At 55.4% G+C, this 23,834-nt stretch carries 21 protein-coding genes and 1 tRNA gene; 15 read left to right on the top strand and 7 right to left on the bottom strand.

Going from position 1 to position 23,834, the window contains the following annotated elements:
* Nucleotides 1–2: 2 nt before the first annotated feature.
* Nucleotides 3–1,223 (top strand): MFS transporter, encoded by a 1,221-nt coding sequence (locus MKY74_RS11790; RefSeq protein ID WP_076170307.1) that lies wholly within the window; start codon nt 3–5, stop codon nt 1,221–1,223.
* A 68-nt stretch (nt 1,224–1,291) separates the two neighbouring features.
* Here MKY74_RS11790 and MKY74_RS11795 read toward each other — a convergent pair whose 3' ends face one another.
* Complete coding sequence (locus tag MKY74_RS11795) at nt 1,292–1,630, bottom strand: VOC family protein (protein ID WP_076170755.1); 339 nt, start codon at nt 1,628–1,630, stop codon at nt 1,292–1,294.
* Between the two features lie 150 nt (nt 1,631–1,780).
* Between MKY74_RS11795 and MKY74_RS11800 the strand changes: the two genes are divergently transcribed.
* Together MKY74_RS11800 and MKY74_RS11805 are read left to right on the top strand one after the other, a co-directional pair.
* A complete protein-coding gene (locus MKY74_RS11800) occupies nt 1,781–2,260 on the top strand; it encodes a GNAT family N-acetyltransferase (protein ID WP_076170306.1) in 480 nt (159 codons plus the stop codon).
* Nucleotides 2,261–2,717: 457 nt separating this feature from the next.
* The gene (locus MKY74_RS11805) at nt 2,718–3,740 is read left to right on the top strand and encodes a methyltransferase domain-containing protein (RefSeq protein ID WP_076170305.1); all 1,023 of its coding nucleotides are present in this window, start codon (nt 2,718–2,720) and stop codon (nt 3,738–3,740) included.
* 75 nt (nt 3,741–3,815) lie between these two features.
* On the opposite strand, the gene MKY74_RS11810 is transcribed toward MKY74_RS11805, so the two are convergent.
* Nucleotides 3,816–4,706, bottom strand: a complete 891-nt coding sequence (locus MKY74_RS11810) for a LysR family transcriptional regulator (protein WP_076170304.1) — start codon at nt 4,704–4,706, stop codon at nt 3,816–3,818.
* A gap of 147 nt (nt 4,707–4,853) precedes the next feature.
* On the opposite strand from MKY74_RS11810, the gene MKY74_RS11815 reads away from it, so the two are divergent.
* Nucleotides 4,854–5,516 (top strand): O-methyltransferase, encoded by a 663-nt coding sequence (locus MKY74_RS11815; protein WP_076170303.1) that lies wholly within the window; start codon nt 4,854–4,856, stop codon nt 5,514–5,516.
* A gap of 3 nt (nt 5,517–5,519) precedes the next feature.
* Here MKY74_RS11815 and MKY74_RS11820 read toward each other — a convergent pair whose 3' ends face one another.
* Together MKY74_RS11820 and MKY74_RS11825 are read right to left on the bottom strand one after the other, a co-directional pair.
* Nucleotides 5,520–6,089, bottom strand: coding sequence for a TetR/AcrR family transcriptional regulator (locus tag MKY74_RS11820; RefSeq protein ID WP_167372871.1), 570 nt, complete (start codon nt 6,087–6,089; stop codon nt 5,520–5,522).
* A 239-nt stretch (nt 6,090–6,328) separates the two neighbouring features.
* On the bottom strand, nt 6,329–7,072 hold the full coding sequence (locus MKY74_RS11825) for an SDR family NAD(P)-dependent oxidoreductase (protein WP_076170301.1): 744 nt from the start codon (nt 7,070–7,072) through the stop codon (nt 6,329–6,331).
* 310 nt (nt 7,073–7,382) lie between these two features.
* On the opposite strand from MKY74_RS11825, the gene MKY74_RS11830 reads away from it, so the two are divergent.
* Entirely contained in the window at nt 7,383–9,191 is a 1,809-nt protein-coding gene (locus tag MKY74_RS11830) for an Ig-like domain-containing protein (RefSeq protein ID WP_076170300.1), read from the top strand.
* Nucleotides 9,192–9,370: 179 nt separating this feature from the next.
* Here MKY74_RS11830 and MKY74_RS11835 read toward each other — a convergent pair whose 3' ends face one another.
* Nucleotides 9,371–10,117 (bottom strand): MerR family transcriptional regulator, encoded by a 747-nt coding sequence (locus MKY74_RS11835; protein ID WP_076170299.1) that lies wholly within the window; start codon nt 10,115–10,117, stop codon nt 9,371–9,373.
* Nucleotides 10,118–10,227: 110 nt separating this feature from the next.
* Between MKY74_RS11835 and MKY74_RS11840 the strand changes: the two genes are divergently transcribed.
* A complete protein-coding gene (locus MKY74_RS11840) occupies nt 10,228–11,511 on the top strand; it encodes an MFS transporter (protein ID WP_341012178.1) in 1,284 nt (427 codons plus the stop codon).
* Nucleotides 11,512–11,539: 28 nt separating this feature from the next.
* Here the strand turns inward: MKY74_RS11840 and MKY74_RS11845 are convergent, their stop codons facing one another.
* On the bottom strand, nt 11,540–12,004 hold the full coding sequence (locus tag MKY74_RS11845) for a MarR family winged helix-turn-helix transcriptional regulator (protein ID WP_076170298.1): 465 nt from the start codon (nt 12,002–12,004) through the stop codon (nt 11,540–11,542).
* 133 nt (nt 12,005–12,137) lie between these two features.
* Here MKY74_RS11845 and MKY74_RS11850 point away from each other — a divergent pair, with 133 nt between their 5' ends.
* The 9 genes from MKY74_RS11850 to MKY74_RS11890 all read left to right on the top strand — a co-directional run bounded on the left by MKY74_RS11850 (nt 12,138) and on the right by MKY74_RS11890 (nt 22,718).
* Nucleotides 12,138–13,217 (top strand): hypothetical protein, encoded by a 1,080-nt coding sequence (locus MKY74_RS11850; RefSeq protein WP_208629309.1) that lies wholly within the window; start codon nt 12,138–12,140, stop codon nt 13,215–13,217.
* 146 nt (nt 13,218–13,363) lie between these two features.
* Nucleotides 13,364–13,717, top strand: a complete 354-nt coding sequence (locus MKY74_RS11855) for a winged helix-turn-helix transcriptional regulator (protein ID WP_240913240.1) — start codon at nt 13,364–13,366, stop codon at nt 13,715–13,717.
* Between the two features lie 155 nt (nt 13,718–13,872).
* A complete protein-coding gene (locus MKY74_RS11860; protein WP_076170297.1) occupies nt 13,873–14,640 on the top strand; it encodes a MerR family transcriptional regulator in 768 nt (255 codons plus the stop codon).
* Nucleotides 14,641–14,957: 317 nt separating this feature from the next.
* Nucleotides 14,958–15,962, top strand: a complete 1,005-nt coding sequence (locus tag MKY74_RS11865) for a LacI family DNA-binding transcriptional regulator (RefSeq protein ID WP_076170296.1) — start codon at nt 14,958–14,960, stop codon at nt 15,960–15,962.
* Between the two features lie 354 nt (nt 15,963–16,316).
* Nucleotides 16,317–17,729, top strand: a complete 1,413-nt coding sequence (locus MKY74_RS11870; RefSeq protein WP_076170295.1) for an ABC transporter substrate-binding protein — start codon at nt 16,317–16,319, stop codon at nt 17,727–17,729.
* Between the two features lie 141 nt (nt 17,730–17,870).
* Entirely contained in the window at nt 17,871–18,953 is a 1,083-nt protein-coding gene (locus tag MKY74_RS11875; protein ID WP_076170294.1) for a carbohydrate ABC transporter permease, read from the top strand.
* 1 nt (nt 18,954) lies between these two features.
* A complete protein-coding gene (locus MKY74_RS11880) occupies nt 18,955–20,046 on the top strand; it encodes a carbohydrate ABC transporter permease (protein WP_089546004.1) in 1,092 nt (363 codons plus the stop codon).
* A gap of 64 nt (nt 20,047–20,110) precedes the next feature.
* Nucleotides 20,111–22,450 (top strand): glycoside hydrolase family 65 protein, encoded by a 2,340-nt coding sequence (locus MKY74_RS11885; RefSeq protein WP_076170292.1) that lies wholly within the window; start codon nt 20,111–20,113, stop codon nt 22,448–22,450.
* Between the two features lie 183 nt (nt 22,451–22,633).
* A tRNA-Leu gene (locus tag MKY74_RS11890) sits at nt 22,634–22,718 on the top strand.
* A 129-nt stretch (nt 22,719–22,847) separates the two neighbouring features.
* Here MKY74_RS11890 and MKY74_RS11895 read toward each other — a convergent pair.
* On the bottom strand, nt 22,848–23,777 hold the full coding sequence (locus tag MKY74_RS11895) for an AraC family transcriptional regulator (protein ID WP_076170291.1): 930 nt from the start codon (nt 23,775–23,777) through the stop codon (nt 22,848–22,850).
* Nucleotides 23,778–23,834 lie beyond the last annotated feature (57 nt).

Consider the following 23,834-nt stretch of genomic DNA (forward strand, 5'->3'; position numbering starts at 1 on the left):
TAATGAGAAAACCTTCACTGTTTATGATGGCTGTCGCCTTCATTTTGGCCTCTTTAAATTTGCGGCCCGCGATGAATTCCATCTCGCCCATGCTGCAAGCCATCCAGCGGGATTTGGGCATGAGCTCGTTGTCGGCAAGTCTGCTTACGTCCATTCCGGTGCTGTGCATGGGGATATTTCCAGCCTTTGCGGTCAAACTGGGCCAGCGTGCCGGGCTGGAGCGCGTCATCGGCTGGTCGATTGCGGTCATCGGCGCCGGTACGGTGCTGAGATGGTTCACCGGGTCGTCAGCATACCTGCTGCTAACCACCGTTCTGTCCGGGCTCGGGATCGCTGCGGCAGGTCCGCTGCTGTCCGGGTTTATTAAGCAGCATTTTCCCGCCAAGGTACCCGTCATGATTTCGCTCTATACCGTATCCATGGCGGTCGGAGCCGCGCTCGCATCGGGATTGTCCCTGCCTTTATCGGTCCGGGCCCATTCGTGGCAGGAATCGCTGGCGGTTTGGGCTATCCTGGCTGCCGTCGCCCTGCCGGTATGGTGGTGGTCGGTTCTCCGTCATACCCGTCGGCCTGCCCGTGCGGAGCGCTCGGCAAGGGCGGCCGGACTTCCCTGGAACAGCGCCAAAGCATGGGCTCTCACGCTGTCCTTTGGCCTGCTCGCTGTTCTGTTCTTTTCGGTCACGGCTTGGCTGCCGCCGGTCGTGGAACATATGGGATACGGCAAAGACTATGCGGCGAACATGCTTGTCCTGTTCTCCCTGACACAGATCCCCGTCGGCCTCCTGTTTCCGCACTTGCTCCGGCGTCTGCCTTCCCGACGCTTCTGGCTGGCGCTGGGCGCACTGTCGATGGCCGCCGGCTTCCTGATGCTCTGGATGTCTGTGACGCCGTGGCTGGCGGCGATTCTGATCGGCATCGGCCCCGGCGTGCTGTTCCCGGTCAATCTGATGATGCCGATCGAAGCGGTAAGCGATGCTCAGCAGGCGACGGCCTGGTCGGCCATGACCCAATCGGTGGGATACGTGATTGGCGCGATGGGGCCGATGCTGCTTGGCGTGATCCACGACGCTGCCGGCAGCTATACGCTGCTCATCCCGGTGCTGCTGGCCGTCACGCTGGCCATGGCGGGGGTTCAGCAGCTGGCTGCGAAACCCGGAGCGGCGAAGGTGCTAAATAAGCAGCGGGCAAAGGAAAAGGAAACAGCCCTTCCCTTGGCAGAGTAAGGAAAGGGCCGTCGATGACAGAGCATCAGCCTGCCGGCTGGCAGTATAGATCGGGACAGAGGCAGGCTTTAGCAGAGGACCTCGACCGTAAACCCGCCCGGTGCCTCGACGTAGAACGTATACCCGTGCGCATGCTGCGGAGGCTTGACATCGTATCCGTCCTCCAGCAGCCTTTGGTTGATCCGGTCGACCTGCTCCTCGGTCTGCTGGGGAAAGCCGACGTGGAACGTTTTGGGGTACTGCACCTCACGGCCCTTCATCAGCGTCAGCACAAACCCGTCATCATCGAAGAGCACCGCGAAGTTGTCGCCGCGGGCCGCCCGGCACTCCAGTCCGAAATAAGTTTCCAGAAAGGCCCGTGACGCCGCCACATCGGTCACCGTTAAATTCAAATGGTTGATTTTCATCATTACCGCCGTCCTTTCAAAATGGGATGACTTTCTTTGCTTACCCCCTTATTATATGACCTTTATGCAAGTGATAAGGTTTCGGTATAATGGGGGTTAAAAGAGGTGGGGTTCACGATAAAAACCCGCCACCTGGCAGGAGGCATCGGTATGGAAATTCAGCTTCAAAAGGTGACAAGGGAAAATTGGGAGGAAGCCATTTCCCTCAGGGTTGCGGAGGAACAGGCCGGCTTCACCCCGCCGGTTGCTGTATCGCTGGCCAAAGTCTACGTTAAACCCGATGGGGACAACGTCGACTATATCCCTTTCGCCATATACGATGGGCCGCGAATGGTCGGCTTTATAATGCACGCATGTGAAGAGAACACGGCGGATATGTACTGGATTAACGGCTTTTTGATTGATGAGCGCTACCAGGGCCAAGGGTACGGCCGGGCCGCCTTGACGGAGATGATCCGCTGGATCTTAAGCCGGTGGGACCGCTGCCGGGAAATCCGTCTGACCGTTCATGGGAACAATAGAATCGCCAAGCGTCTGTACGAGTCGGCAGGCTTTACGCCAACCGGGGCGGTATACGGTGAAGAAGAGGTATGGAGCCTGCCGGTCGCTAAGGCTGATTCATCAGCCTGAATTTCTCGAGGGATGCAAAGGGAATAAGCTTGTTGGCGCGCAGATCTCTTGCCCCATCCGGCGGTCTGTAATATAATGGGGAAAATTTCGTAATTGATGGAGGTTGGAACGATGATGATGATGACCGTTTTCTTGACCATTCATTCAGTGAACTAAACTGAATAGCATGCCGGAGGCATGGTATCCAAGCCCGATAGGGGCTGGGTATATTTGATATGCAGCTTCCGGGGATGCAGTGAATGGTCATGAAACGGAATTCCTTAATCACGTTCTTTTGCAGGCAGCCTTAGGGGCAGCCTGTGCATTTTTGCATAGAAGACGCGAATGGACTTTGGTTCATTCGCGTTTTTTTGTTTCCGGGGCAGATGTTCGAAACACACTAACCGGCCGCCGGAGCAAAAACCGCGTTCTGCGGGCTTCATTCTATGCTTACCATCAATGACGAGGTGATCGATGTATGCCACGCTACTTTTTTACTGTACTGCCTGGGCTGGAAGAAATTCTCGCCGATGAAATGCAGGCTAAAATTTCCGGGGTACGTATTGGGGACAAGGACAGGGGAAAGGTTTATTTTGACTCTGACTTGCCAGTAGAGCATTTTCTGGCGCTGCGGACCGCCGACAATCTGTATCGTTTCATCCACCGGTTCCCGGTGGGTCCTCATAAATTGCATTTGCACGATATTGAACAAGAAATCTCCCGTTTGGATTTATCGACGATCCACCCGTTTTCTTCCGGAAAGATCAGCTTTAAGGTCAATGCCAGCCGAGCGGGAAACCATACCTACAGCAGGTTTGATGCGGCAGAGGCTGCGGAATTGGGAATCATGCGGCGCTATCGGCATTTTAGACAAGATCACAGCGGCGGGCATCAGCTCGAGTTTCGGCTTGATCTGGTTCAGGAAAAGGCTGTCTTTGCCATCAGGATAACGGATGCGGCGTTCAGGTATAGGGGAAAGACGCGGGAATTTGCGCCGGCCGCCCTGCGGCCGACCGTTGCGCACGCGCTCGTGTGGGTGTCCCGTCCGGAGAGGGACGACATCTTTGTTGACCCCTGCTGCGGATCAGGGACCGTGCTGTCTGAGCGCTGTGCGTATCCTCACGCCGGCATTCACGGCGGAGACCTCTCCGAGGAAGCCGTCACAGCTGCCCGTGCCAACGTGGGACACACTTCCGGTGTACATCTTAAGCTATGGGATGCGCAGCGCCTGCCGCTGGATTCGGGATATGCCGGCAAAGTGGTGACCAATCTTCCTTTTGGAAGGCAAATTTCGTCCATAGCATGCATTCCCGTGTTGTATGAAGAAGTGCTTAGAGAAATGAAGCGGGTGCTGAAATCGGGAGGTCAGATCGTCTGCTTAACCGATGCGGAAGGGCCTCTGCTGGCGGCTGCCGAGAAAGCCCACCTCCGTTTGACCACGGTAGCCGATCTCCGGTTGAAGGGACTGCATCCGTCCATTTATTTGCTGCAAAAAGATTAATCCGGCCCTGTCGCACGGCTGAAACGGACTTCGGGCAATATGGCGGAATGCAGTGTGCCGACAGTGCTTGCCGCATTACACCGGGCGGCTGCGGATCAGCTCGACCAGGTTTGCGGCCGCCGGAGACAGGGGCTCATCCTTGCGGGTGCAGATGGCGATGACGTTCGTCAAACTGACGTCGTCTACATAGACCCGGCACAGCTCTCCCCGCGCCACATATTCGCGTACGACCAGCGAGGAGACAAAGTTGGCGCCATATCCGGCAATGACGGCGGTGATCGCCTCGTGCAGACCGTTAAACTGCAGCGCTACTTTGGGGGCTGGGGCGTTGTAGGTGCGGCATAGCGCGAACAGCCGCTCCCGCGTAGAGCTGCCTTCCTCGCGCATGACAAACGGCTCGCTCATCATTTCGGCAAGCGACAGGTGGCGGTTCGCAAATTTATGATTCGGCGCGACGACGAACCACAGCTCGTCCTGAAACAGCTCCTCGGTCTGAATTGTGTCCGGATATTCTTCCGGCAGCCCGCCATAGATGGCCAGGTCGGCTTCGACGCTCAGCAGCTGCCGGAGCGCCCCGCTGGAGTTGGTCGTGGTGATGCTCATCTCGACCTGCTCATACTGCTGCTTGAACCTTGCCAGCCAGGTCGGGAGGAGAAAGTGCGCAGGCAGGTAGGTCGCCGCCAGGCGGATGTGGCCGGCCGTACCCTGCCCGTAATCCCGCGCCAGCTGCTCGATTTGCTGCTCGACGGCGAACAGCCTCTTGGCGAGCGCAGCTATTTTGTCCCCCGCATCGGTCAGCCGGATGCCCCTTCCTTGCGGTTCGAGCAGGATCAGGGACAGCTCCTTCTCGAATTTCTTGATCTGGGCGGTAATCGCAGGCTGGCTGATCTTCAGCAGCTCGGATGCCCGGGTCACGCTCCCGGTGGAAGCAATCACATGAAATAAGCGCAGGGCGTGCAGGTTCAAGATGTATCAACTCCTCATCCATTCATATCTTTAATGTATGAAAATCGGCGAAAGATATATTATTCATATCATTATAGACGATCTACAATAGAACCAGAAGCGCTTCTATCCTAAAAATAGAAACCAAATGATAAGGAGTGACGGGGAATGAATCCTGTATGGGAACAAGTAGATGAGTATATTGTCGACCGGCTTTGCCCGAATGACCGGGTGCTGGACGAAGTGATCGTGGCGAACCGGAAGGCGGACCTCCCGGAAATCGATGTAACGGCGAATCAGGGGAAGTTTTTGCAGCTGCTCGTACAAATCAAAGGGGCGAAACGGATCCTGGAAATCGGGACGCTGGGGGCCTACAGCACGATATGGATGGCTAGAGGCTTAAGTGAAGGCGGGCGGATCATCACATTGGAGCTGAGTCCGCATCATGCCGAAGTCGCCAAGAAGAACATCGCCCGGGCGGGGCTGGAACAGACGATCGAAGTACGCACCGGGGACGCGCTTGAACAGCTGGCCCAAATGGAGAAAGAGGGGGTGGAGCCGTTTGACCTCATTTTTATCGATGCGGATAAGCCGAACAATCCGAACTATCTCCGCTGGGCGCTGCATTTTTCCCGGCCGGGAACGGTCATTGTCGGGGACAACGTTATCCGCAACGGAGAAATTGCCGATCGGCACAGCACTGACCCGCGGGTGCAGGGTGTCCGAACGTTCTACGATATGCTCAGCGGGCATCCGAATGTTTCGGCCACGGCGCTGCAGACGGTGGGGAGCAAGGGGTACGACGGGTTTATGATTGGCATCGTGAAATAAGTGTTACTTATTCCATAAAATCGGGTTTTTGTATGGCCCGTGGAAGGAGATTTCGAGCAGCTTGGACGCCATGGTGACGGCGGAATATTTATAGTTGCTGCGAACCCACCAGACGATGCTTTCCAAATAAGCGCCCGTTGTGTAGGCAATGACGAAGGACATCTCCATGCGGAGCCCTTCTTCGGATGTTTGGGATACGCGAATGCCGTCTTCTACGTAATGCCTGATGATGTTTTTGACTTCCTGAATGAATAAGTCGTCCGGTTTATACACGAGCATGACTTCATAGGCAAGCTGGTTCTGAATGATATGCTCAAACAGGGCGACCATGTTTTCCGGAAGGTCCTCGGAACGCAGCTCGTCAATCCTTTTGGGATGGGTAATGGTCAAGGACTGCCTCAAATCGTTTAAAATTGCATTATGCAGGTCGATTCGCAATTCCAAGATATCTTTATACAATTTATAAAACGTAGGCCGCGTTACATGAGCTTCCTGACAGATGCGCTGAATGGTGATGCTCTTTTCGTTTTCCTTCAGCATCAGCGACAAATAAGCCCGTTGTATTTTTTTCATCGAATGCACTTGCCTTGGATCTTTTCTTTCCACCCACATCACACCTATCTTTTGGTAACTCTATACTAGCATAAAAAACGTCATTCGACGTATATTCAAGGCAGCCAGACGTCATCTGCGGAAGATCTATCTTGCGATAGAAGGATGCCGAATAGCCGGGAAAAAAAGGGACTGCCTCAAAGGTTCGAACCATTTGAGAAGCAGCCCCTGTTTTTTTGCGATAGAAAAAAATGCTCCCGTTACAGCGCCGTCCAGCCGCCATCAATGACGAGTTCCGCACCCGTCATAAATCTGGACTCGTCACTGGCCAGGAATACGACGCCATAAGCAACGTCTTCCGGCTCGCCCATGTAAGGAAGCTGGGTGTGCGCCTCATAATAAGGCATGGCGGATGCCATCGAAGGAGCGGTCATCGGCGTGACGATGATGCCGGGATGGACGGAGTTGACGCGGATCCGATCCTTGCCGTACTCGACGGCAGCGGATTTGGACAACGCGCGCAGCGCCCCTTTGGCAGCCGTATAGGGGCTAGAGCCTGCCATGCCCACAATGCCGCCGATGGATGAAATATTAATAACCGATCCGCCGCCGGCCTTTTTCATTTCAGGGATGCAGTATTTCATGCCAAGCACGCAGCCGTTCAGATTGATGTCCATGACCTTGTTCCACTCGTCCATCTCCATATCGGCCATCGTTTTGGGACTTGCGACGCCCGCATTATTCACCAATACATCCACTTTGCCGTAGAGCTCAACCGTTCTTGCAACGATCGTCTCCCATTCCTCTTCCGAGGTGACGTTCTGCTTCAGCGCCACGGCTTCGCCGCCGTTTGCGGTAATTTCGGCAACGATTTCATTGAGCTTCGCCTCGTTTAAGTCGGTTGCGACGACCTTTGCGCCTTCTTTGGCAAACAATTTCGCTTCCGCCGCACCCATTCCGTTTGCTGCCCCGGTGAAGATCGCCACTTTGCCTTGTAATCTCATGCCAGATTGCCTCCCCAATATAAAGTGTAAACGAATCCTGCTTCAGTGAATTTCGTTTACATCGTGTAAAATAGTTCATACAATTATTAGCACACTTTCATGACGAATGCAATGGCGCTATATGCGGGCTCATTCCATCGAACTAGGTCCAGAGGGTTGCAGATAGCCTTGATCGGTGAACGGAAAACCGTTCATACGACACAGGGATTTAAGAGATTAGGGGGATACCCACCTGGATGATTTGAACCCATAATTAGAGCAGATTGAAATATTATGGAATTTAATCAGACGAGACGTGAGGGGTGCGCATATGTCCAGGTTTTTACTGCGATTTACAAGCATGATGTTGGTATTGTTGATTGTATTGCCAGGAGGAAAGGCGGAGGTAGTCCGCGCTGAAAGCGACAGTCAGACGCATATGGAATGGTCCCGGGAATACGGCAGCTGGTCTGCCGGTGAAGGCGTTCTTCCCACTTCGGACGGCGGATACCTGGCATTGGGCAGCTATACGGAAGTTGTGCCTGCGGGGGAGTGGGACGATTATGAGCAACAAGCGTATATCATGAAGCTCAGCCCGGAGGGAGAGGTGAAATGGGAGCAAAGGTTGGCCTACGGCGGTTCGAGCACCAATGAAGCGCTGTCCGCGATTGAAACCCGGGACGGCGGGTATCTCGTGTACGGAACATCCACCAATCAGGCCGGTGAACCGTACAGCCAGATGTACCTGGCCAAACTGGATGCCGACGGCGGTCTGAAGTGGGACCGGACCCAGGATGATCCTTATATATACAGCACGCCGAAGGCAGCGGTGGAGCTGGAGGATGGAAGCTTCGTTATCGGCGGTAAGGGCATCTCCAAGATGGGATACGAGAGCGCTTACGCGCTTAAGGTCGATGGGCAGGGACAGGAGCTGTGGTATAACAAATACCGTTATGCGGAGAGCCAGTATTTTGACGATTTGATTCCGGCGGTCGACGGCGGGCTGATCGCGGTGGGCGCGGTGAATACTCCGGAATACGAGGCAGGGGATCCGGACGCGCTGCTGATCGTCAAATTGAATGCGGATGGGCAGGAGGTCTGGTCTAAGCAGATCAGTGATCCCCACACGGACCGGGGCGCTTTTGCGGTCATCCCCGCGGGTGACGACGGTTATTTGATCGGCAGCCAGCGGGTGGTAGACCAGCAGCGCATTACGATTCTGACGAAGACGGATCTGAACGGGGAGCCGCAGTGGGAGAAGACGTTCAAGACGGAGGGCTCGGACTATGAGGTGTTTAACAATTTGATTCCGTTAGGCGACGGATACGCTCTGCTGGGGGGCCACTATTCGGGAAGCCCTTCGAACCGGAAAATCCAGTACGATGTGCTGACTGTGGACAGGGACGGTAACCTTCTGAACCGCCATTTGTTCAAGGAGGCGGCTTTATCCCGCTTCGGCATCGGTGCCGCTGGTCCGGACGGAGGCGTCATCGTTCCCGGCACGGTACTGCGCGAGGAAACGACAAAGTTCCAGCTCATTAAGGTTGCTCCTTTTCAGGAGCAGGGGCCAGCGGATGACCGCAAGCCGACAAGCATTGCTTTTTCCGGAAAGGAACTGAAGCTGAAAGAAGGGGAAACCGTTCCTTCCGTGCTTGAGGCGGTATACGAGGATGGATCGCACAGCGATCTGTCCACAGCGGCGGTGTACAGCATCGAAGATGCGTCCATTGCCGAGGCGGACCCTTCCGGGCGTGTCATCGGTGTCTCGCGGGGGAAAACCTATCTGCTTGCGGAATTCCAGGGGCTGAGCGCTAGGATCAAGGTCCAGGTGCTGCCTAAGGACAGCGACGAATTCGATAAGGTCAAAGGTCGGCTCCAACTGGATTCGGACGAGTATTCTTTGGCTGCCGGCACGCAGATCGATATCCGTGTGACGGTACTGGATTACTTGACCGGCAAGGAAACCGACGTAACCAAGCAGGCGAAGTTCCGCAGCGAGAACCCTGACATCGCGGATATCGATGCGGAAGGAAATCTGGTCGGGAAGCGGGCAGGGAACACGACGATTTATGCTTTTTATAAAGGCAGCCATGTGATGGCAGACGTGCAGGTGATGCGCTCGGCCGGTCCGGAGCGTTAAAGAAAACGCAATTGGCCGGCGTCAGCCGCACCAAAGGGGGAAGCAGGAATTCTCCAATCGCCCCCTCCCATGAATAAACCCTGGAAAGAGGAAAAAAGACGGACCAGCTGCAGCTGATCCGTCTTTTTGCGTCCATCGATCCCGATGGCATTGGATCTTGATGGCTTCCGGTACGCCTGTTAAGCGTTCTGCGCAAACGCCTCGGCTGCGGTGCACAGATAGTAGGACAGGCCGGTTTGCTGGGACTCCAGCATGTTCCGGTGAAAGTCGTCCTGCAGGAAAAAACGCGCCTGCGCAGCAAATGCGTCCGGTCCGGTGTCATGTCCATGCTTCTTCAAAACCTCCAGATGCGATGCGATCAGCTGCCGGATCTGCCCGTCGTCGTATTTGACGCCATCCTTCAGCCCCTGCGCCATTCCGTTCATAAAGCGCACCGCCTCCGCGGCCTGCTCGTTCATCTCGGCCGGATCCACCCGGTTTTCTTCCAGCATGTCGTATCCGTAATTCTCCTGGATATGGCGGCTTTGCTCCGCCAACGCTTCCTTCCATTCCTCTTTGCTCTGAAATCCTTGGAACATATCTTTCGTATTCATCGCTTTTCCCTCCCGTGTATGTTGAATGGACTTATCCAGCGTATGGACAAGCCGCTCGAGCCGATTTATCCGGCCCAGGAGAAGTTCCCTTTGACCTGACAAAATCTCGGCTCTGCCCGGCTGATCCTCCAGCAGCTGCTTGATTTGCTCCAGCGGAAAATCGAGCTCCTTATAGAACAAAATGTGCTGCAGACGCTCCAGTTCTTCCATGCCGTATAACCGATATCCCGCCTCGGTAATCTCCCTCGGCATCAGGAGGCCGATCTTGTGGTAGTGATGGAGCGTCTTGATGGTGACATTCGACAGCTCCGATACTTCTTTCACGGTGTACACCTGGTCCTTTCCTCCTTTCGCGGTTAGTGTATAGCCTCCCCTAAGGTCAGAGTCAAGCGGGGAACCTGAAAAAATGTTTCATTGACTCTCCCCTTGGAGGAGGCTGCATCATGGAATCCGAAACGCACATGATGAAATCCAAACCAGGAAGGGAGTCGAAGAATATGTTCGCTTCGTCAAAGCTGTTACATCATCCATGGATTCGCATCGTCCTCATTTCCAATCTGCTGACGCAAACCGGCATTTGGGTCCGGAACTTCGCAGTGCTGCTCTATGTGGTGAACAAGACTGGCGGCGACGCCTTCGCCGTCTCTATGATCTCGGTTGCCGAGTACGCTCCGATGCTGGTATTTGCCTTGATCGGAGGCGTGTTCGCCGACCGGTGGCCGCCGCGCAGAACGCTGATCTGGTGCGATGCGCTCGCCGCCGTCTCCATCTGGATCGTCCTCGCGGCCATGAAATCGGGTGCCTGGGAAGCCGTATTCTTCCCGACCTTGATATCCGCCGTGCTGTCCCAATTGTCGCAGCCGTCAGGAATGAGGCTGTTTCAAGAATGGGCCGCAGCGGACTTGATCCAGCCGGCGATGTCTGTGCTGCAGACGATGTTTGCCGTGTTTATGGTGCTCGGCCCCGTTCTGGGGACATGGGTGTACCAAACCTTCGGCATCGGCGTTTCCATGGGCTTGACCGGGACTGTTTTTCTGCTGTCCGCCGCCGTGCTGGGATGGATTCCAGCCGATTCCAAGGCCGAAGGGGGCGGCCGAAGACAAGGAACCTCGGTATTCCGGGAGATGAGGGACGGCATCCGTTATGTCACTTCGAACCGCTTACTGGGTCGGCTCAGTCTCTGTTTTGCGGCTGTCGGTCTGGGGATCGGCCTCATTTCGCCGCTAAGCGTCTTCATCGTGACCGACAAGCTCGGTCTTCCCGCCGATCACCTGAAATGGCTGTCCATCCCGTATGGCGCCGGGGAGATTGCCGGCGGGATCGCCGCATTTGCGCTGGCCGGCCGCATGGCTCCCCAGACGCTGCTGATGCTCGGCCTGATCGTCAATGCAGCCGGGATTGCCGTCACCGGATGGTCCGATATGCTGTGGCTCACGATGCTGGCCCAGTTCGTTATTGCCCTGCTGCAGCCGGCGATATTCATCGGTAACCAAACGCTCGTCATGCAGCATACGGAGCCCGAATACATCGGACGGGTGAGCGGAATCCGCACGCCGCTTATGACGGGAGCCATGCTCTTGATGATGAGCCTGTCCGGCGTGCTCGCCGGCCGCTTACCGCTCGGAATCATCTATAGCTTGGCAGGGTTGTGCCTGCTGATCGGCCTGCTTATCGTGCTCCCACTGTACCGGCAGCGGGAATCCGCTCCCGCAAGCCGGCCCGAGTAACGGATCAAGCCCGGCCGGGCAGGCCGGGCTAATCCGCCTTTGAGGTATCCGGATCCAACCGGCGCAGGATTCGGGTCATCTTCTCAAGGCAGAAGCCGAGATCGCTTCGGTCCTCCTCGCTAAGACGGTCCAGCTGCCGGCTCAGCTCGTGGTGGAAGGACTCCCACCGGCTGCTTACGATTCGCCGGCCTTTCTCGGTCAAGGACAATCCGATCTGACGCTTATCTTGAGGGTCCGGCTGCTTGGTGAGGCACTCCTTCTCTTCAAGCTTGGCGATCAGGGGCGTAAGCTGCTGCTTTGATATATGCAGATGTTTGGCCAGAAGGCTCATCGAATAACTATCCGGTTGATGATATAAAGCCTCGAGCACGTGGTACTGCAAATGCGTCAGCTCAGGCAACATTTGCCGCGCAGAAGGCATGTCAAAGCCGCGGTGAAGCAGCGGGATCAGCTGAATATAAGCTGCGGCAAGCTTGGAGTTGTCTGAATTCATGGCGTGTTCTCCTTCATCCCTGTCCATTTGACAGGTAGTAAATATTTATTTATATTATTCACGTATTAACGCAAAATATCAACAGTAATAGTAAATAAATATTAATTAAAAACGAGACGGAGGAGGAACCCTAATGACCCGCACCATGGCCAATGATCCAATAAATCGCAGGAGCGGCGGTCCCCGCCGGAGGGGAATCAACTATGATGTCGGAACGTACACCCGGGGACCGGATCAGCCCTCCTCGAGAGAACTTTTTGATCCGGAGACCGTCCGGAAGGAAATGGCGATCATCCAGAGAGAACTGCACTGCACCAGTATCCGTATTTCGGGCAGGGAGGTGGGCAGGCTGGTGGCGGCTTCGGAATGCGCTCTCCATCAGGGGCTCGAGGTGTGGTTCTCCCCGGCTCTGATCGATGAGGAAGAACAAGCGATGCTCGAGTACTACAGGGAATGTGCAATCGCGGCGGAGACGCTGCGGCGAAAAGGAGCGGACGTCGTGTTTGTGGCCGGCTGCGAGTTGAGTCTGTTCATGAAAGGGATGTTGGAAGGAGCTGCGTCCTTCGACCGGATCGGGGTGCTGATGAGCCCTTGGCGGCTGCTCAAATACACCATTCAGAAGGGATCTTTTCATAAGCGTCTGAACGCTTTTCTCAGCAGAGCCGTAAACGTGATTCGGGAGCATTTCCACGGGCAAGTCACCTATGCTTCCGGTACGTGGGAAAATGTGAATTGGGGTCCCTTTGACATCGTTTCGGCCGATCATTACCGCGATGCGTATAACGATAAGCGCTACCGGAAGCAGCTGCGCTCCTATTTCAAGCACGGGAAACCGGTCGTCATCACGGAATTCGGATGCTGCACCTACGAAGGGGCGCAGGACCGGGGAGGTTTTGGCTGGAACGTCGTAGATCATGGACATTCGCCCAAGCGGCTGGGGGAGGCCGTCGTGAGGAACGAACAGGTGCAGGTCCGGTACATGAGGGAGCTTTTCGATATTTTTCAGGAAGAAGGGGTGGATGGAGCCTTTTGGTTTACCTTTGCCATGCCAAGCTATCCGTATGACGAAGAGCCGGCCTTAAATTTGGATACGGCGAGCTACAGTGTCGTGCGCACGTTCAAAGACGGGCGGACAGGGGCGGCCTACCCCGGGATGCCGTGGGACACGAAGGCTTCGTTTGCGGCACTGGGCGAGCTTTATGATCGGCCGTAGAAATCCGGCAAGCGTACCATCCGCTCATTGACACGGGCATTCTGAAGCTATATATTCAGGGCAGCATCCTGCCGGCCAGGCGGGATAATGTCGGTACTTTTTAACGTCGGTACTTTTTTTCTCGAACACGAGGGAGGCGAAGCACTTTGGAAGATCATGCTTTGAAATATGATCCCGAAGAGTCGGGCTCGAAAATTTGCGAGGTTCTGCAAATCCTGAAGACCAAATGGGCGTTCCTCGTACTGGATGAACTGCTGAAGGGCCCGCAGCGGTTTAATCAGCTTCAGCGCAATGCGTCCGTGATCAAAACCCAGTCGCTGACGGATACGCTCCGGCATCTCGAACGGATGGGACTTGTGAACCGCGAGGTGTTCCCCACGGTCCCGGTGACCGTCGAATATTCGCTGACGGAGAAGGGCGCTGATTTTCAGCTCGCCCTAAAGGAAATGGAGCGATGGGTGGATAAATGGGGCGGACGAAACCAGGCTTCAGCTGAGTAATGGAGCATAGCCATAGGTCAAATGTTACTTCAAGGGCTGCACGGCATGGCTTTCATCTGAAGGTCGGCCTGGTAAGCCCTTTTTGTTGTGTACAAAATAGGTTTGACATTGACGTTACGTAAAGGTGTACAGTGAAACCGTCAGGAGGTGATCCCATGGAATACACCGTGCAGAAGCTGGGAAGGCTCGCGGGTGTCAGCACCCGGACCCTGAGGTACTATGACGAAATCGGTCTTCTTAAGCCGGCTAGGATCAATTCGTCAGGGTACCGGATTTATGGGGAGGATGAGGTGAACAGGCTGCAGCAAATTTTATTTTTCAGAGAGCTGGACGTAAGCCTGGACCGCATCAAGGAGCTGATGTCCTCACCTTCTTTTAACAGCAGCGAAGCTCTGAAGGAACATCGTGAGAAGCTTCTTGACAAACGCAGGCAGCTGGACCGGCTGATTGCCAACGTGGAACGGACGATCCAGTATCAGGAAGGGAGAATGAACATGACGGATCAGCAGAAATTTGAAGGCTTCAAACAACAACTCATTGACGATAACGAACAGAAGTACGGCAAGGAAATCCGTGAGAAGTACGGGGATGCGGCCATCGAGCGTTCCAACGCCAAGGTGAAAAACATGACCAAGGAGCAGTACGAAGAGGTGTCGCGCCTGGCCGATGAGGTGCTGTCCACGCTTGGGCAGGCTTATCAAACCGGGGATCCTGCCGGTGAGCTCGCCCAGAAGACGGCTGACCTCCACAAGCAGTGGCTGACGTACTACTGGAGCGATTACAGCAAAGAGGCGCATGCCGGGCTGGCCCAGATGTATGTGGACGACGAGCGCTTCAAGGCTTACTATGATGCGAAGCAGCCGGGAGCGGCGGAGTTTCTGCGGGACGCAATTCTGGTCTACACAGGGATGGCGAAGTCCTGAACCGGGACTGCGAAGTTAGTGGTTTCGTCCATGTAGCAATTTTATAAATCCGTACCGGAGCCCAGACGGGACCAATGTACAGCTGACCTTCCCGAAAGAAACCGCGAACGTTTGGCGCATTACCTAAAAGCCCTGATGGGGCTTTTTTTGCTGGGAGAACGAAGAACCTTTCCCTATGCAGCTATAGGCACCTTAAATGAGTAAAAACGTTTCGGCATAAAAAGGTAATTGTAAGCGCTTAAAAAAGTTGTTGCCAACTCGAAATACCCTTGCTATAATCGCCTTGAAAAGGTTTTCTTAAAAAGGAAGTTGCCTACATGAAACCAACAATCAGAGATGTTGCCAAGATGGCCGGTGTCTCCATCAGCACGGTCTCGCGGGTCATGAACTCGCCCGAATCGGTGGTGGAGGCCAAGCGCTCACGCGTACTCGAAGCGATCGAGAAGCTTCAGTATCAGCCGAATGCCTTTGCCAGGGGACTGATTTACAGAAAGTCCTTTACCCTTGGGCTCCTCATCCCGGATATCGAGAACATGTACTTTGCCGGGATCATCCGGGGGATGCAGGACGCCTGCGTCAAGCTCGGATACAGCTTGATGATCTGCAACACCGACCGCGACAAGGACCGTCTGCTGTCGTACGTCGATGCCTTCCGCGAGAAGCAGGTGGACGGCATCGTCTTCGCCAGCGATATCCTGTATCCGGAGTACTATGAGAAGCTCACCGCATGCCGCATCCCGTTCGTGCTGCTGTCCTCGCATTCGGACGAATTCGAGGTTCCGAGCGTCGAGGTCGACGACGAGGAGGCCGCCTATGAGGCCGTGAAGTTCCTCATTGAGCTGGGCCACCGGGAAATCGGTATGATCGGCTTCAACCATGTGAACTCGGTATCGGGGCCGCCGCGGTATGAAGGATTCGTCCGGGCCATGAAGGAAGGCGGGCTCACCCACAACATCGAAAAAGTGGCGTACGCGGAACACCGGTTCGAGCAGGCTTATCATGCGACGCACGAGCTTTTTTCAGCCCATCCGGACATTACGGCTGTATTCTGCGTGGCGGACGAATTCGCCATGGGGACGATCTCGTATCTGAAGGACCGGAATATTCTCGTGCCGGGTCAGGTGTCGGTCGTCGGGTTCGACAATCTGCGGATGGCGAATATGTTCATTCCGAAGCTGACGACGGTGGCCCAGCCGATTTACGAGCTCGGGTACCGCGCGGCGGAGAAGCTTCATGAACTGCTTACGACAGGCAGCGTGAAGGTCCCAAAGGAGATGATGAAGCATAAGCTGATCGTAAGGGAGTCATCCCGCCAGAGATAAGCAGATCTTTTTTTAGAGATCAGATAGTAAAAGCTTCGGAGCTTCCGCTTCCGGATCTCGCAAGTAAAACTTCCGCTAAATGCGGTCTGTCTGCTGTGAAGATACGTCGATAAGCTCTTTTTTTTACACGATACTGAAAAGCTTTTCAGAGGGAGATTTCCTCCCGGATTCATGTAAGCGTTGTATTTTACGAATATGTTCAATGGTGTATGAACTGGATGTTTCAGGATGGCGCCGAATTCAATTCTGTGAAGGGGGTGAGCGGCCGCTAAGCTAGGAACCCGTGATGGCATCCGTAACCTGAATCAGGAATCATGAATCGTTTTCTAAATGAAGAAAAGGGGATGTTCCAAAATGAAAAAAACATCAAAGCCCAAACTATCGCTGCTGATGGTGCTGGGACTGTCGTTTACAATGGTGATGAGCGCCTGCGGAAGCAGCAAGGATGCAGGTCCTTCGACAGAACCTGCCGGTACGGCGTCTAACAACGGAGGTTCGACAGCGACGGCAACCGAGCCTGCGGCCACACCGGGTTCGCCGCTGGAGGAGGCGCTTCAGGGCAAATATAAAGGCACCAAAGTGACGATGTTCGGGCCGTTTGTGGATGCAGACCAGAAGAAATTCGAATCCAGCATCAAAGACTTTGAGGATAAAACGGGCATCGATATTCAATATGAAGGCTCCAAGGAGTTCGAGGCGACTATCAACGTCCGCGTGGACGGCGGCAACGCGCCGGATATCGCCGACTTCCCGCAGCCAGGCCTGCTGGCTTCAATCGCCAAGACCGGCAAAGTGGTGGATCTGACCAAAGTTCTGGACCAGGAGAAACTGAAGAAGAACTACAACCAAAGCTGGCTCGACATGGGGACGATGGACGGCAAGGACGGCAAAATTATGGCCGGTATCTGGAACCGCAGCAACGTGAAGAGCTTGGTGTGGTATCCGAAAAAGCAGTTTGAGGAAGCCGGCTACAAAGTTCCGGAAACTTGGGACGAAATGATGGCTCTGACCGAGCAGATCGCCAAGGACGGAGACCCGGCATGGACGATTGGCATCGAGAGCGGTGCGGCTACCGGCTGGCCGGGAACCGACTGGATCGAAAACATTATGCTGCGCACGACAACACCTGAAAACTACGACAAATGGGTCAAAGGCGAGCTGCCTTTCACCTCGCCTGAAGTGAAGAACGCGTTTGAACTCATGTCCAAAATCTGGATGAACAAGGATTATGTCTATGGCGGCACCAAATCGATCGTGACGACCGCTTTCGGCGATGCGCCGAAGCCGATGTTCGAGAATCCTCCGAAAGCCTGGTTCAACCTGACAGGCAACTTTATTACCAGCTTCTTCCCTGAAACGGCCAAGGTCGACCAGGACTACGACTGGTTCTACCTGCCGCCGATCGATTCGAAATACGGCAAACCGGTGCTTGTGGCCGGAGACATCTATGCCATGTTCAACGACCGTCCGGAAGTCCGTGCGGTGATGGAGTTCTTCACGACCGGCGAATCGATCAAGTCGTGGGTGCAGTCCGGCGGCGTGATTGCTCCGATGAACGACGCTTCGCTCGACTGGTACACATCCGAGTCCGACCGCCGCATGGCGAAGCTGGTCCAGGATGCGACGACCCTTCGTTTTGACGGTTCCGACCTGATGCCGGGCAAAGTGGGCGCCGGCACGTTCTGGAAGGGCATGACCGACTATGTCAGCGGCACCGCGACGCTGGATGAGGCGCTGAAGCAAATTCAGGCCGGCTGGAACAACTAACCGCAGCCGCTTAGCTTTTTGGCAGCGGAGAGGCAGGGATGGGCAACCAAAGAGGCTGATCGGGTTTAGCGATCCGTCGGCCTCTCTTTTTCCTCCCCGCGTTTGATCTACCCATGAAGTCGTCTGTTTAGGAGGATACCTATGAATACGCAAACGAAACCGGGATTCAGCATCAAGGCACTGCTCATCTTTCTGGGCGTCCTGATCGCCAATATCGCCGTCAACGGCGTGATTTTCGTCTTTTTCCGGGATTCGTCCCTGAACCCGCTGCTTACCGCAGTGCTGGCCGTTCTATGGGGCGTTCTGGGCGTTTACTTGATTTACTATACGTTTACCTGGGCGGTGGAGAAGTTTCCCGACCGGATCAGCCGCAGCGTGCTCCCGTATGTGTTTATCGGGCCGGCGGTTCTGGTGCTGGGCTGGCTGCTCGTGCTGCCGGCGCTGCGTACGCTGTACCTGAGCTTTTTCAATGCGTCTTCTGATAAGTTCGTCGGTCTGGGCAACTATATCGCCATTTTCAGCGACCGGCTGCTCGCGACCGCGCTGCGCAACAACCTGCTGTGGGTTTTCGTCGGAACACTGGCGTGTGTCGCCTTTGGGCTGCTGATTGCCATTCTTGCAGACCGGAGCAGTTATGAGCGGATCGCAAAATCGATCATTTTCATGCCGATGGCCATTTCCTTCGTGGCGGCCGGCGTCATCTGGAAGTTTGTGTACTATTACCAGCCGGGAGACGAGCAGATCGGCCTCCTGAACGCCATCGTCATGGCGCTCGGCGGTGAGCCCCAGGCTTGGGTCAGCATGCTCCAGCCGTGGAACAACTTCTTCCTGATCATTATCCTGATCTGGATGCAGACGGGCTTCGCCATGGTCATCTTCTCGGCGGCCATCAAGGGCGTGCCGGACGATATTCTGGAAGCCTCCCGCGTCGACGGAGCCGGCGAAATCCGCATTTTCTTCCGCATCATCATTCCGTTTATTTCGACGACGATTCTGACCGTCACGACGACGATCATCGTGTTCACCCTGAAAATTTTCGATGTGGTCATGGTCATGACGGGCGGACAGTACGGCACGGAAGTGGTGGCGACCCAGTTCTACCGGCAGTTCTTCATGTACCGGAACTTCGGCTACGGCTCAACGCTGGCCATCGTGCTCCTGATCGCCGTCCTGCCGGTCATCATCATCAATTTGCGCCAGTTCCGCAAGCAGGGGGGATTCTGACATGGCAGGCAAAAAGAAAAGAAGAAGCAAAAAGTGGATCGTCAACATCGTGCTCGGCATCATCTGTTTCGTATGGCTGCTGCCGACGCTGGGGCTGCTGATTTCGTCCTTCCGTCCGGCTGCGGATATTTTGGAGACCGGATGGTGGAAGGTATTCCCTCACCAGGAATGGAAAACGAAGGACACGATTCAGCTGTCCAAGGATGTCGACCTGCGCGGGCCGATCGAAGTGAACGGCCAGACGTATACGGACGACCAGCTCAAGAGCGGCGTCATGCAGGACGGAAAGCGGCTGACCTGGGAAAACCGCCGCGCACGCGAAATCAGCGTGCAGGATCAGGGCTGGGTCGGCTCGTCCAAACTGACGCTCGATAACTATAAAAACGTGATCACAGGCAAGGAATATACGATCAAAAATGCCGACGGCAGCGAGTCGAAGGAGAAGGGAACCGGCTTATCCCAGGCGTTCTGGAACACGCTGACGATTGCGGTTCCGGCGACGGTCATTCCGGTCCTGATCGCATCCTTCGCCGCCTACGCCTTCGCCTGGCTGCGTTTTCCGGGGCGCAAGACGCTGTTCGTCGTCATTATCGCGATGCTGGTCATTCCGATTCAGGTGGCGCTCATCCCCGTGCTGAAAGATTATACTTCGCTCGGCCTGAACGGCAGCTACCTCGGGATCTGGCTGGCGCATACGGCGTTCGGATTGCCGCTGGTTACGTACTTTATGTACAACTTCATCAGCCAGCTGCCAAAAGACTTGTTCGAATCGGCCTTTATGGACGGGGCTACCCACTTCACGATTTTCAGCCGGCTGATCCTGCCCTTGTCGGTCCCGGCGCTTGCTTCCATCGGCATCTTCCAGTTTCTGTGGGTATGGAACGACTACCTCGTCTCGTTGATCTTTATCGGCAACCAGCCGGAAGTGCAGGTCATGTCGATGAAAATCGCCGATCTGGTCGGCTCCCGCGGCAACGACTGGCACCTGCTGACGTCCGCCGCCTTTATCTCGATGCTGATGCCGCTTGCGATCTTCTTCCTGCTCCAGAAGTACTTCGTCAGAGGACTGATGGGCGGATCGGTGAAAGGTTAACGGTACCGCTGGGTAACATGAACATATAATGAAGCCCTTGCGGCGTAAGGAGCTGAAGTCGAAGATGAGAATGGAAACGTATGTGAGGCCGCAGCCGTTGTACCCTTATGAGGCATGGAGTCTGTCCGAGGAAACGTATGACGAGGCAAACAACCAGCGCAGCGAAAGCCTGTTTGCCATCGGCAACGGATATATCGGCATGCGCGGCAATTTCGAGGAAGGCTTTTACGGCATGTTGGGCACCTCCGTCACCGGCAACTATCTGAACGGGTTCTATGACTCCGAGCCGATCGTGTATCCGGAAGGGGCGTACGGGTATCCGGAGCGGAATCACGCGATGCTGAACGTGACCAACGCGCAGCGGGTGGAGCTGCGGATCGAGGGCCAGCTGTTCCATCTGAACAGCGGCGTCGTCCACGACTACCGGCGGGAGCTGGACATGAAAAAGGGAATGCTGACGCGCGAGATCGAGTGGGAAGCACCCGGCGGCCAGCGTGCCCGGATCCGGATCCGCCGGTTCGCCGCCCTCCAGCACAAGCATTTGGCGGCGATCCATTATGAAGTCACCGCCCTTAATTTCAGCGGGGCCATCAGCCTGACCTCCGCGCTGGACGGTAAGATCGCATCGCAGAACAACAACGGCGATCCCCGTCTGGGCGCAGCCAAGGCTGAGCCGAGCTTGCTGCTCGAAGATACGGGCCGTGACGGAGAGCTGTCCTGGATGAGGCAGCGTACGCGGCATTCGGGATTTGTGCTCCTGACGACCATGAGCCATGATCTGCAGACGAATCAGCCCTCCCAGACTTCGGCGTGGTCGGAGAACGAGTATGCGGCATCCGAATTTACCGTTTCACTCCGGCAGGGGGAGAGCGCAGCCCTCACCAAATACGTCACGTACCATACGTCCAAGGATTATGCCGAAGGGGAACTGCTTGTCCGTGCTGAAGAGGTTCAGCGGATGGCTCGGCAGTCGGGGTTTGAGGTGCTTGCCCAAGAACAGCAGTCTTTTCTCGAACAGTTCTGGAAAACCGCCGACGTGGAAATCGCCGGCGACCCTGCACTGCAGCAGGGCATCCGCTTCAATGCGTTTCAGCTGCTGCAGTCCGTCGGCCGGGACGGCGCGACAAACATCGGCGCCAAGGGTCTCACAGGCGAAGGATATGAAGGCCATTACTTCTGGGATACGGAAATGTACATGCTGCCGTTCTTCACCTATACCCGGCCGGATATTGCCAGGGCGCTGCTGCATTTCCGCTACGCCACGCTGGACAAAGCCCGCGAACGGGCCCGGGTCATGTCGCAGAAGGGAGCCTTGTTCCCTTGGCGGACCATCGACGGGGAAGAGAACTCGTCGTATTATCCCGCCGGTACGGCCCAGGCCCACATCAACGCGGACATTGCCTACGGGATCAAGCAGTATGTGTCCGCCACCGGAGATTCCGATTTCCTGCTGAATGAGGGCGCCGAAATATTGTTTGAGACGTCGAGGTTCTGGCTGGACCTTGGACACTTCAACCCCGCCCGCGACGGAAAGTTCTGCATCGACGGCGTGACCGGACCTGACGAGTATACGGCCATCGTCAACAATAACGCCTATACGAACCTTATGGTGCAGGATCAGCTGCGCTACGCGGTGCAGGTGGCCGGCTGGCTGGCGGAATCACATCCGGCGGAAGATCAGCGCCTGCGGGCGGCGATCGGCCTGACGGACGAGGAAATCGCGCTTTGGGGCAGGGCAGCGGAGAACATGTTCGTGCCGTATGATGCCGAACTAGGCATCTATGCGCAGGACGATACGTTCCTGACGAAGGCCAAATGGGATTTTCAGAACACGCCGGCCGACAAGTACCCGCTGCTCCTGCATTTTCATCCGCTCGTCATCTACCGCCACCAGGTGCTGAAGCAGGCCGATCTGGTGCTGGCGCTGTTCCTGCTCGGCGAACGGTTCACGATAGAGGAGAAGATCCGGAACTACCGCTACTATGAGCCTTTGACGACGCATGATTCCTCACTGTCGCCGTGCATTCACAGCATCGTCTCGGCCGAGATCGGCGAACTCGACGAAGCGTATGCTTATTTCGACCGGACAGTGCGCATGGATCTGGATGACATCAACCGGAATGCCAAGGACGGGCTGCATACGGCGGCCATGGCCGGGTCCTGGATGTCCATCGTATACGGGTTTGCGGGCATGCGCTTGGTAGACGGCATGCTGGAATTTGCGCCGGCGCTGCCGGGGCAGTGGGACAGCTATCGCTTCCGGATCATGAACCAGGGCCGGCTTCTGGAGGTGCTTGTCGACGCGGAAGGAACGGGATACGGACTTCTGGAGGGTGAACCGCTGCAGATCCGCCACAAGGGGGAAGAGCTGACCCTTGAGGCAGGGAAGACGGTCAGAAGGTAACGAAACACGGCGGAGTTTGGGAACGAGAAACACCAGGGAATCACCCGGCAGGTTCGTCCCGGAACTCCGCTTTTCGACTTTATAAAAAAAGTTTGGCTAAACGCTTGACGATGATAATGGATCCATGGTAAGATCTATCTTGTCGCTAAGAAAAAAACATTTCGAACGTGACCAACTGAATATGCGGTCGTGGCGGAATTGGCAGACGCGCACGGTTCAGGTCCGTGTGGGCTAACCCCCCGTGGAGGTTCGAGTCCTCTCGACCGCATCGTTGATAGGATCATGTGATTGCTGAAAGGCAATACATGATCCTATTTTTATGTTTATTTACGCCGATAGGCGTTTTTTTTATTCTCTTCAAGATTGTGATTACAGACTGGAGCCGGGGGCTCTTGGATCAGGGCACCCGGCCTAACTGCTCCCGAAGCCGCGTGATGTCGCTGATCGGCGGAAGGCCGAAAAGCCGGGCGTATTCGCGGCTGAATTGGGACGGACTTTCGTAACCGACTCGAAAAGCAACATCCGCTGCATCGGCAGATTCGGATAACAAGAGACGGCGGGCCTCCTGCAGCCGCAGCTGCTTTTGGTACTGCAGCGGGCTCATGGCCGTGACCTCTTTAAAATGACGGTGCAGGGAGGAGGGGGCCATATGGGCAGCGGCCGCCAGCTCATCGATTCGAAGCGGCTCCATGTACTCCCGCTTCAGCTGCTCTACCACCACGGCAATCCGGTTCGAGCTGCTTCCCCTCAAGGCCATTTGCCTTAATACGTCTCCTTGCTCTCCCTGCAAAACCCGATATAAGATTTCACGAACGATGAGCGGTGCCAGTATCGGTATATCCTCCGGGTTATCGAGCAGGCGTGTAAGCCTGACAGCCGCGTCCAAGAGAGGAGCAGTCGATTGTTCTACGAATAACCCCCGTTTCGAACGGAGCTTCTTCCGGGATACCGGATTAGCCTCGTTTACTAAGTCCAACGCATCTTTTAGGTTTAGTTTAAGCCTGAAGCACAAATAAGGCACATCAGGCGATGCTTCAATAATCTGTGCGGAGACGGGCAAATCCAGGGAGATAACCAGATAGCTGGACGGCCCATACGTAAAGCTCTCGTCTGCAAGCATGACCACCTTCGAACCTTGGGAGACGATGCACAGCTCCGGTTCATGGACCGAAAACGAAGGGAACGTCGTTTTCGAACTGCGAATCAGGGAAAGGGAAGGAATGAGCGTCTCGTGAATGCCGTCTCCGTCCGTATGTTTTTCCATCAATAAGGACAATTCCTTTTGATACGAAACCAGGGAATTGGCGTGGTTGGATAAATCCCGCATGAATTGTTTTCCCCTCCTTATCTATGTCCATTATAAACCCTGTTGGGTCCAGCGATG

Source organism: Paenibacillus sp. FSL R5-0378 (genome assembly GCF_038009285.1).
In the GTDB taxonomy this organism is placed as follows: domain Bacteria; phylum Bacillota; class Bacilli; order Paenibacillales; family Paenibacillaceae; genus Paenibacillus_AQ; species Paenibacillus_AQ favisporus.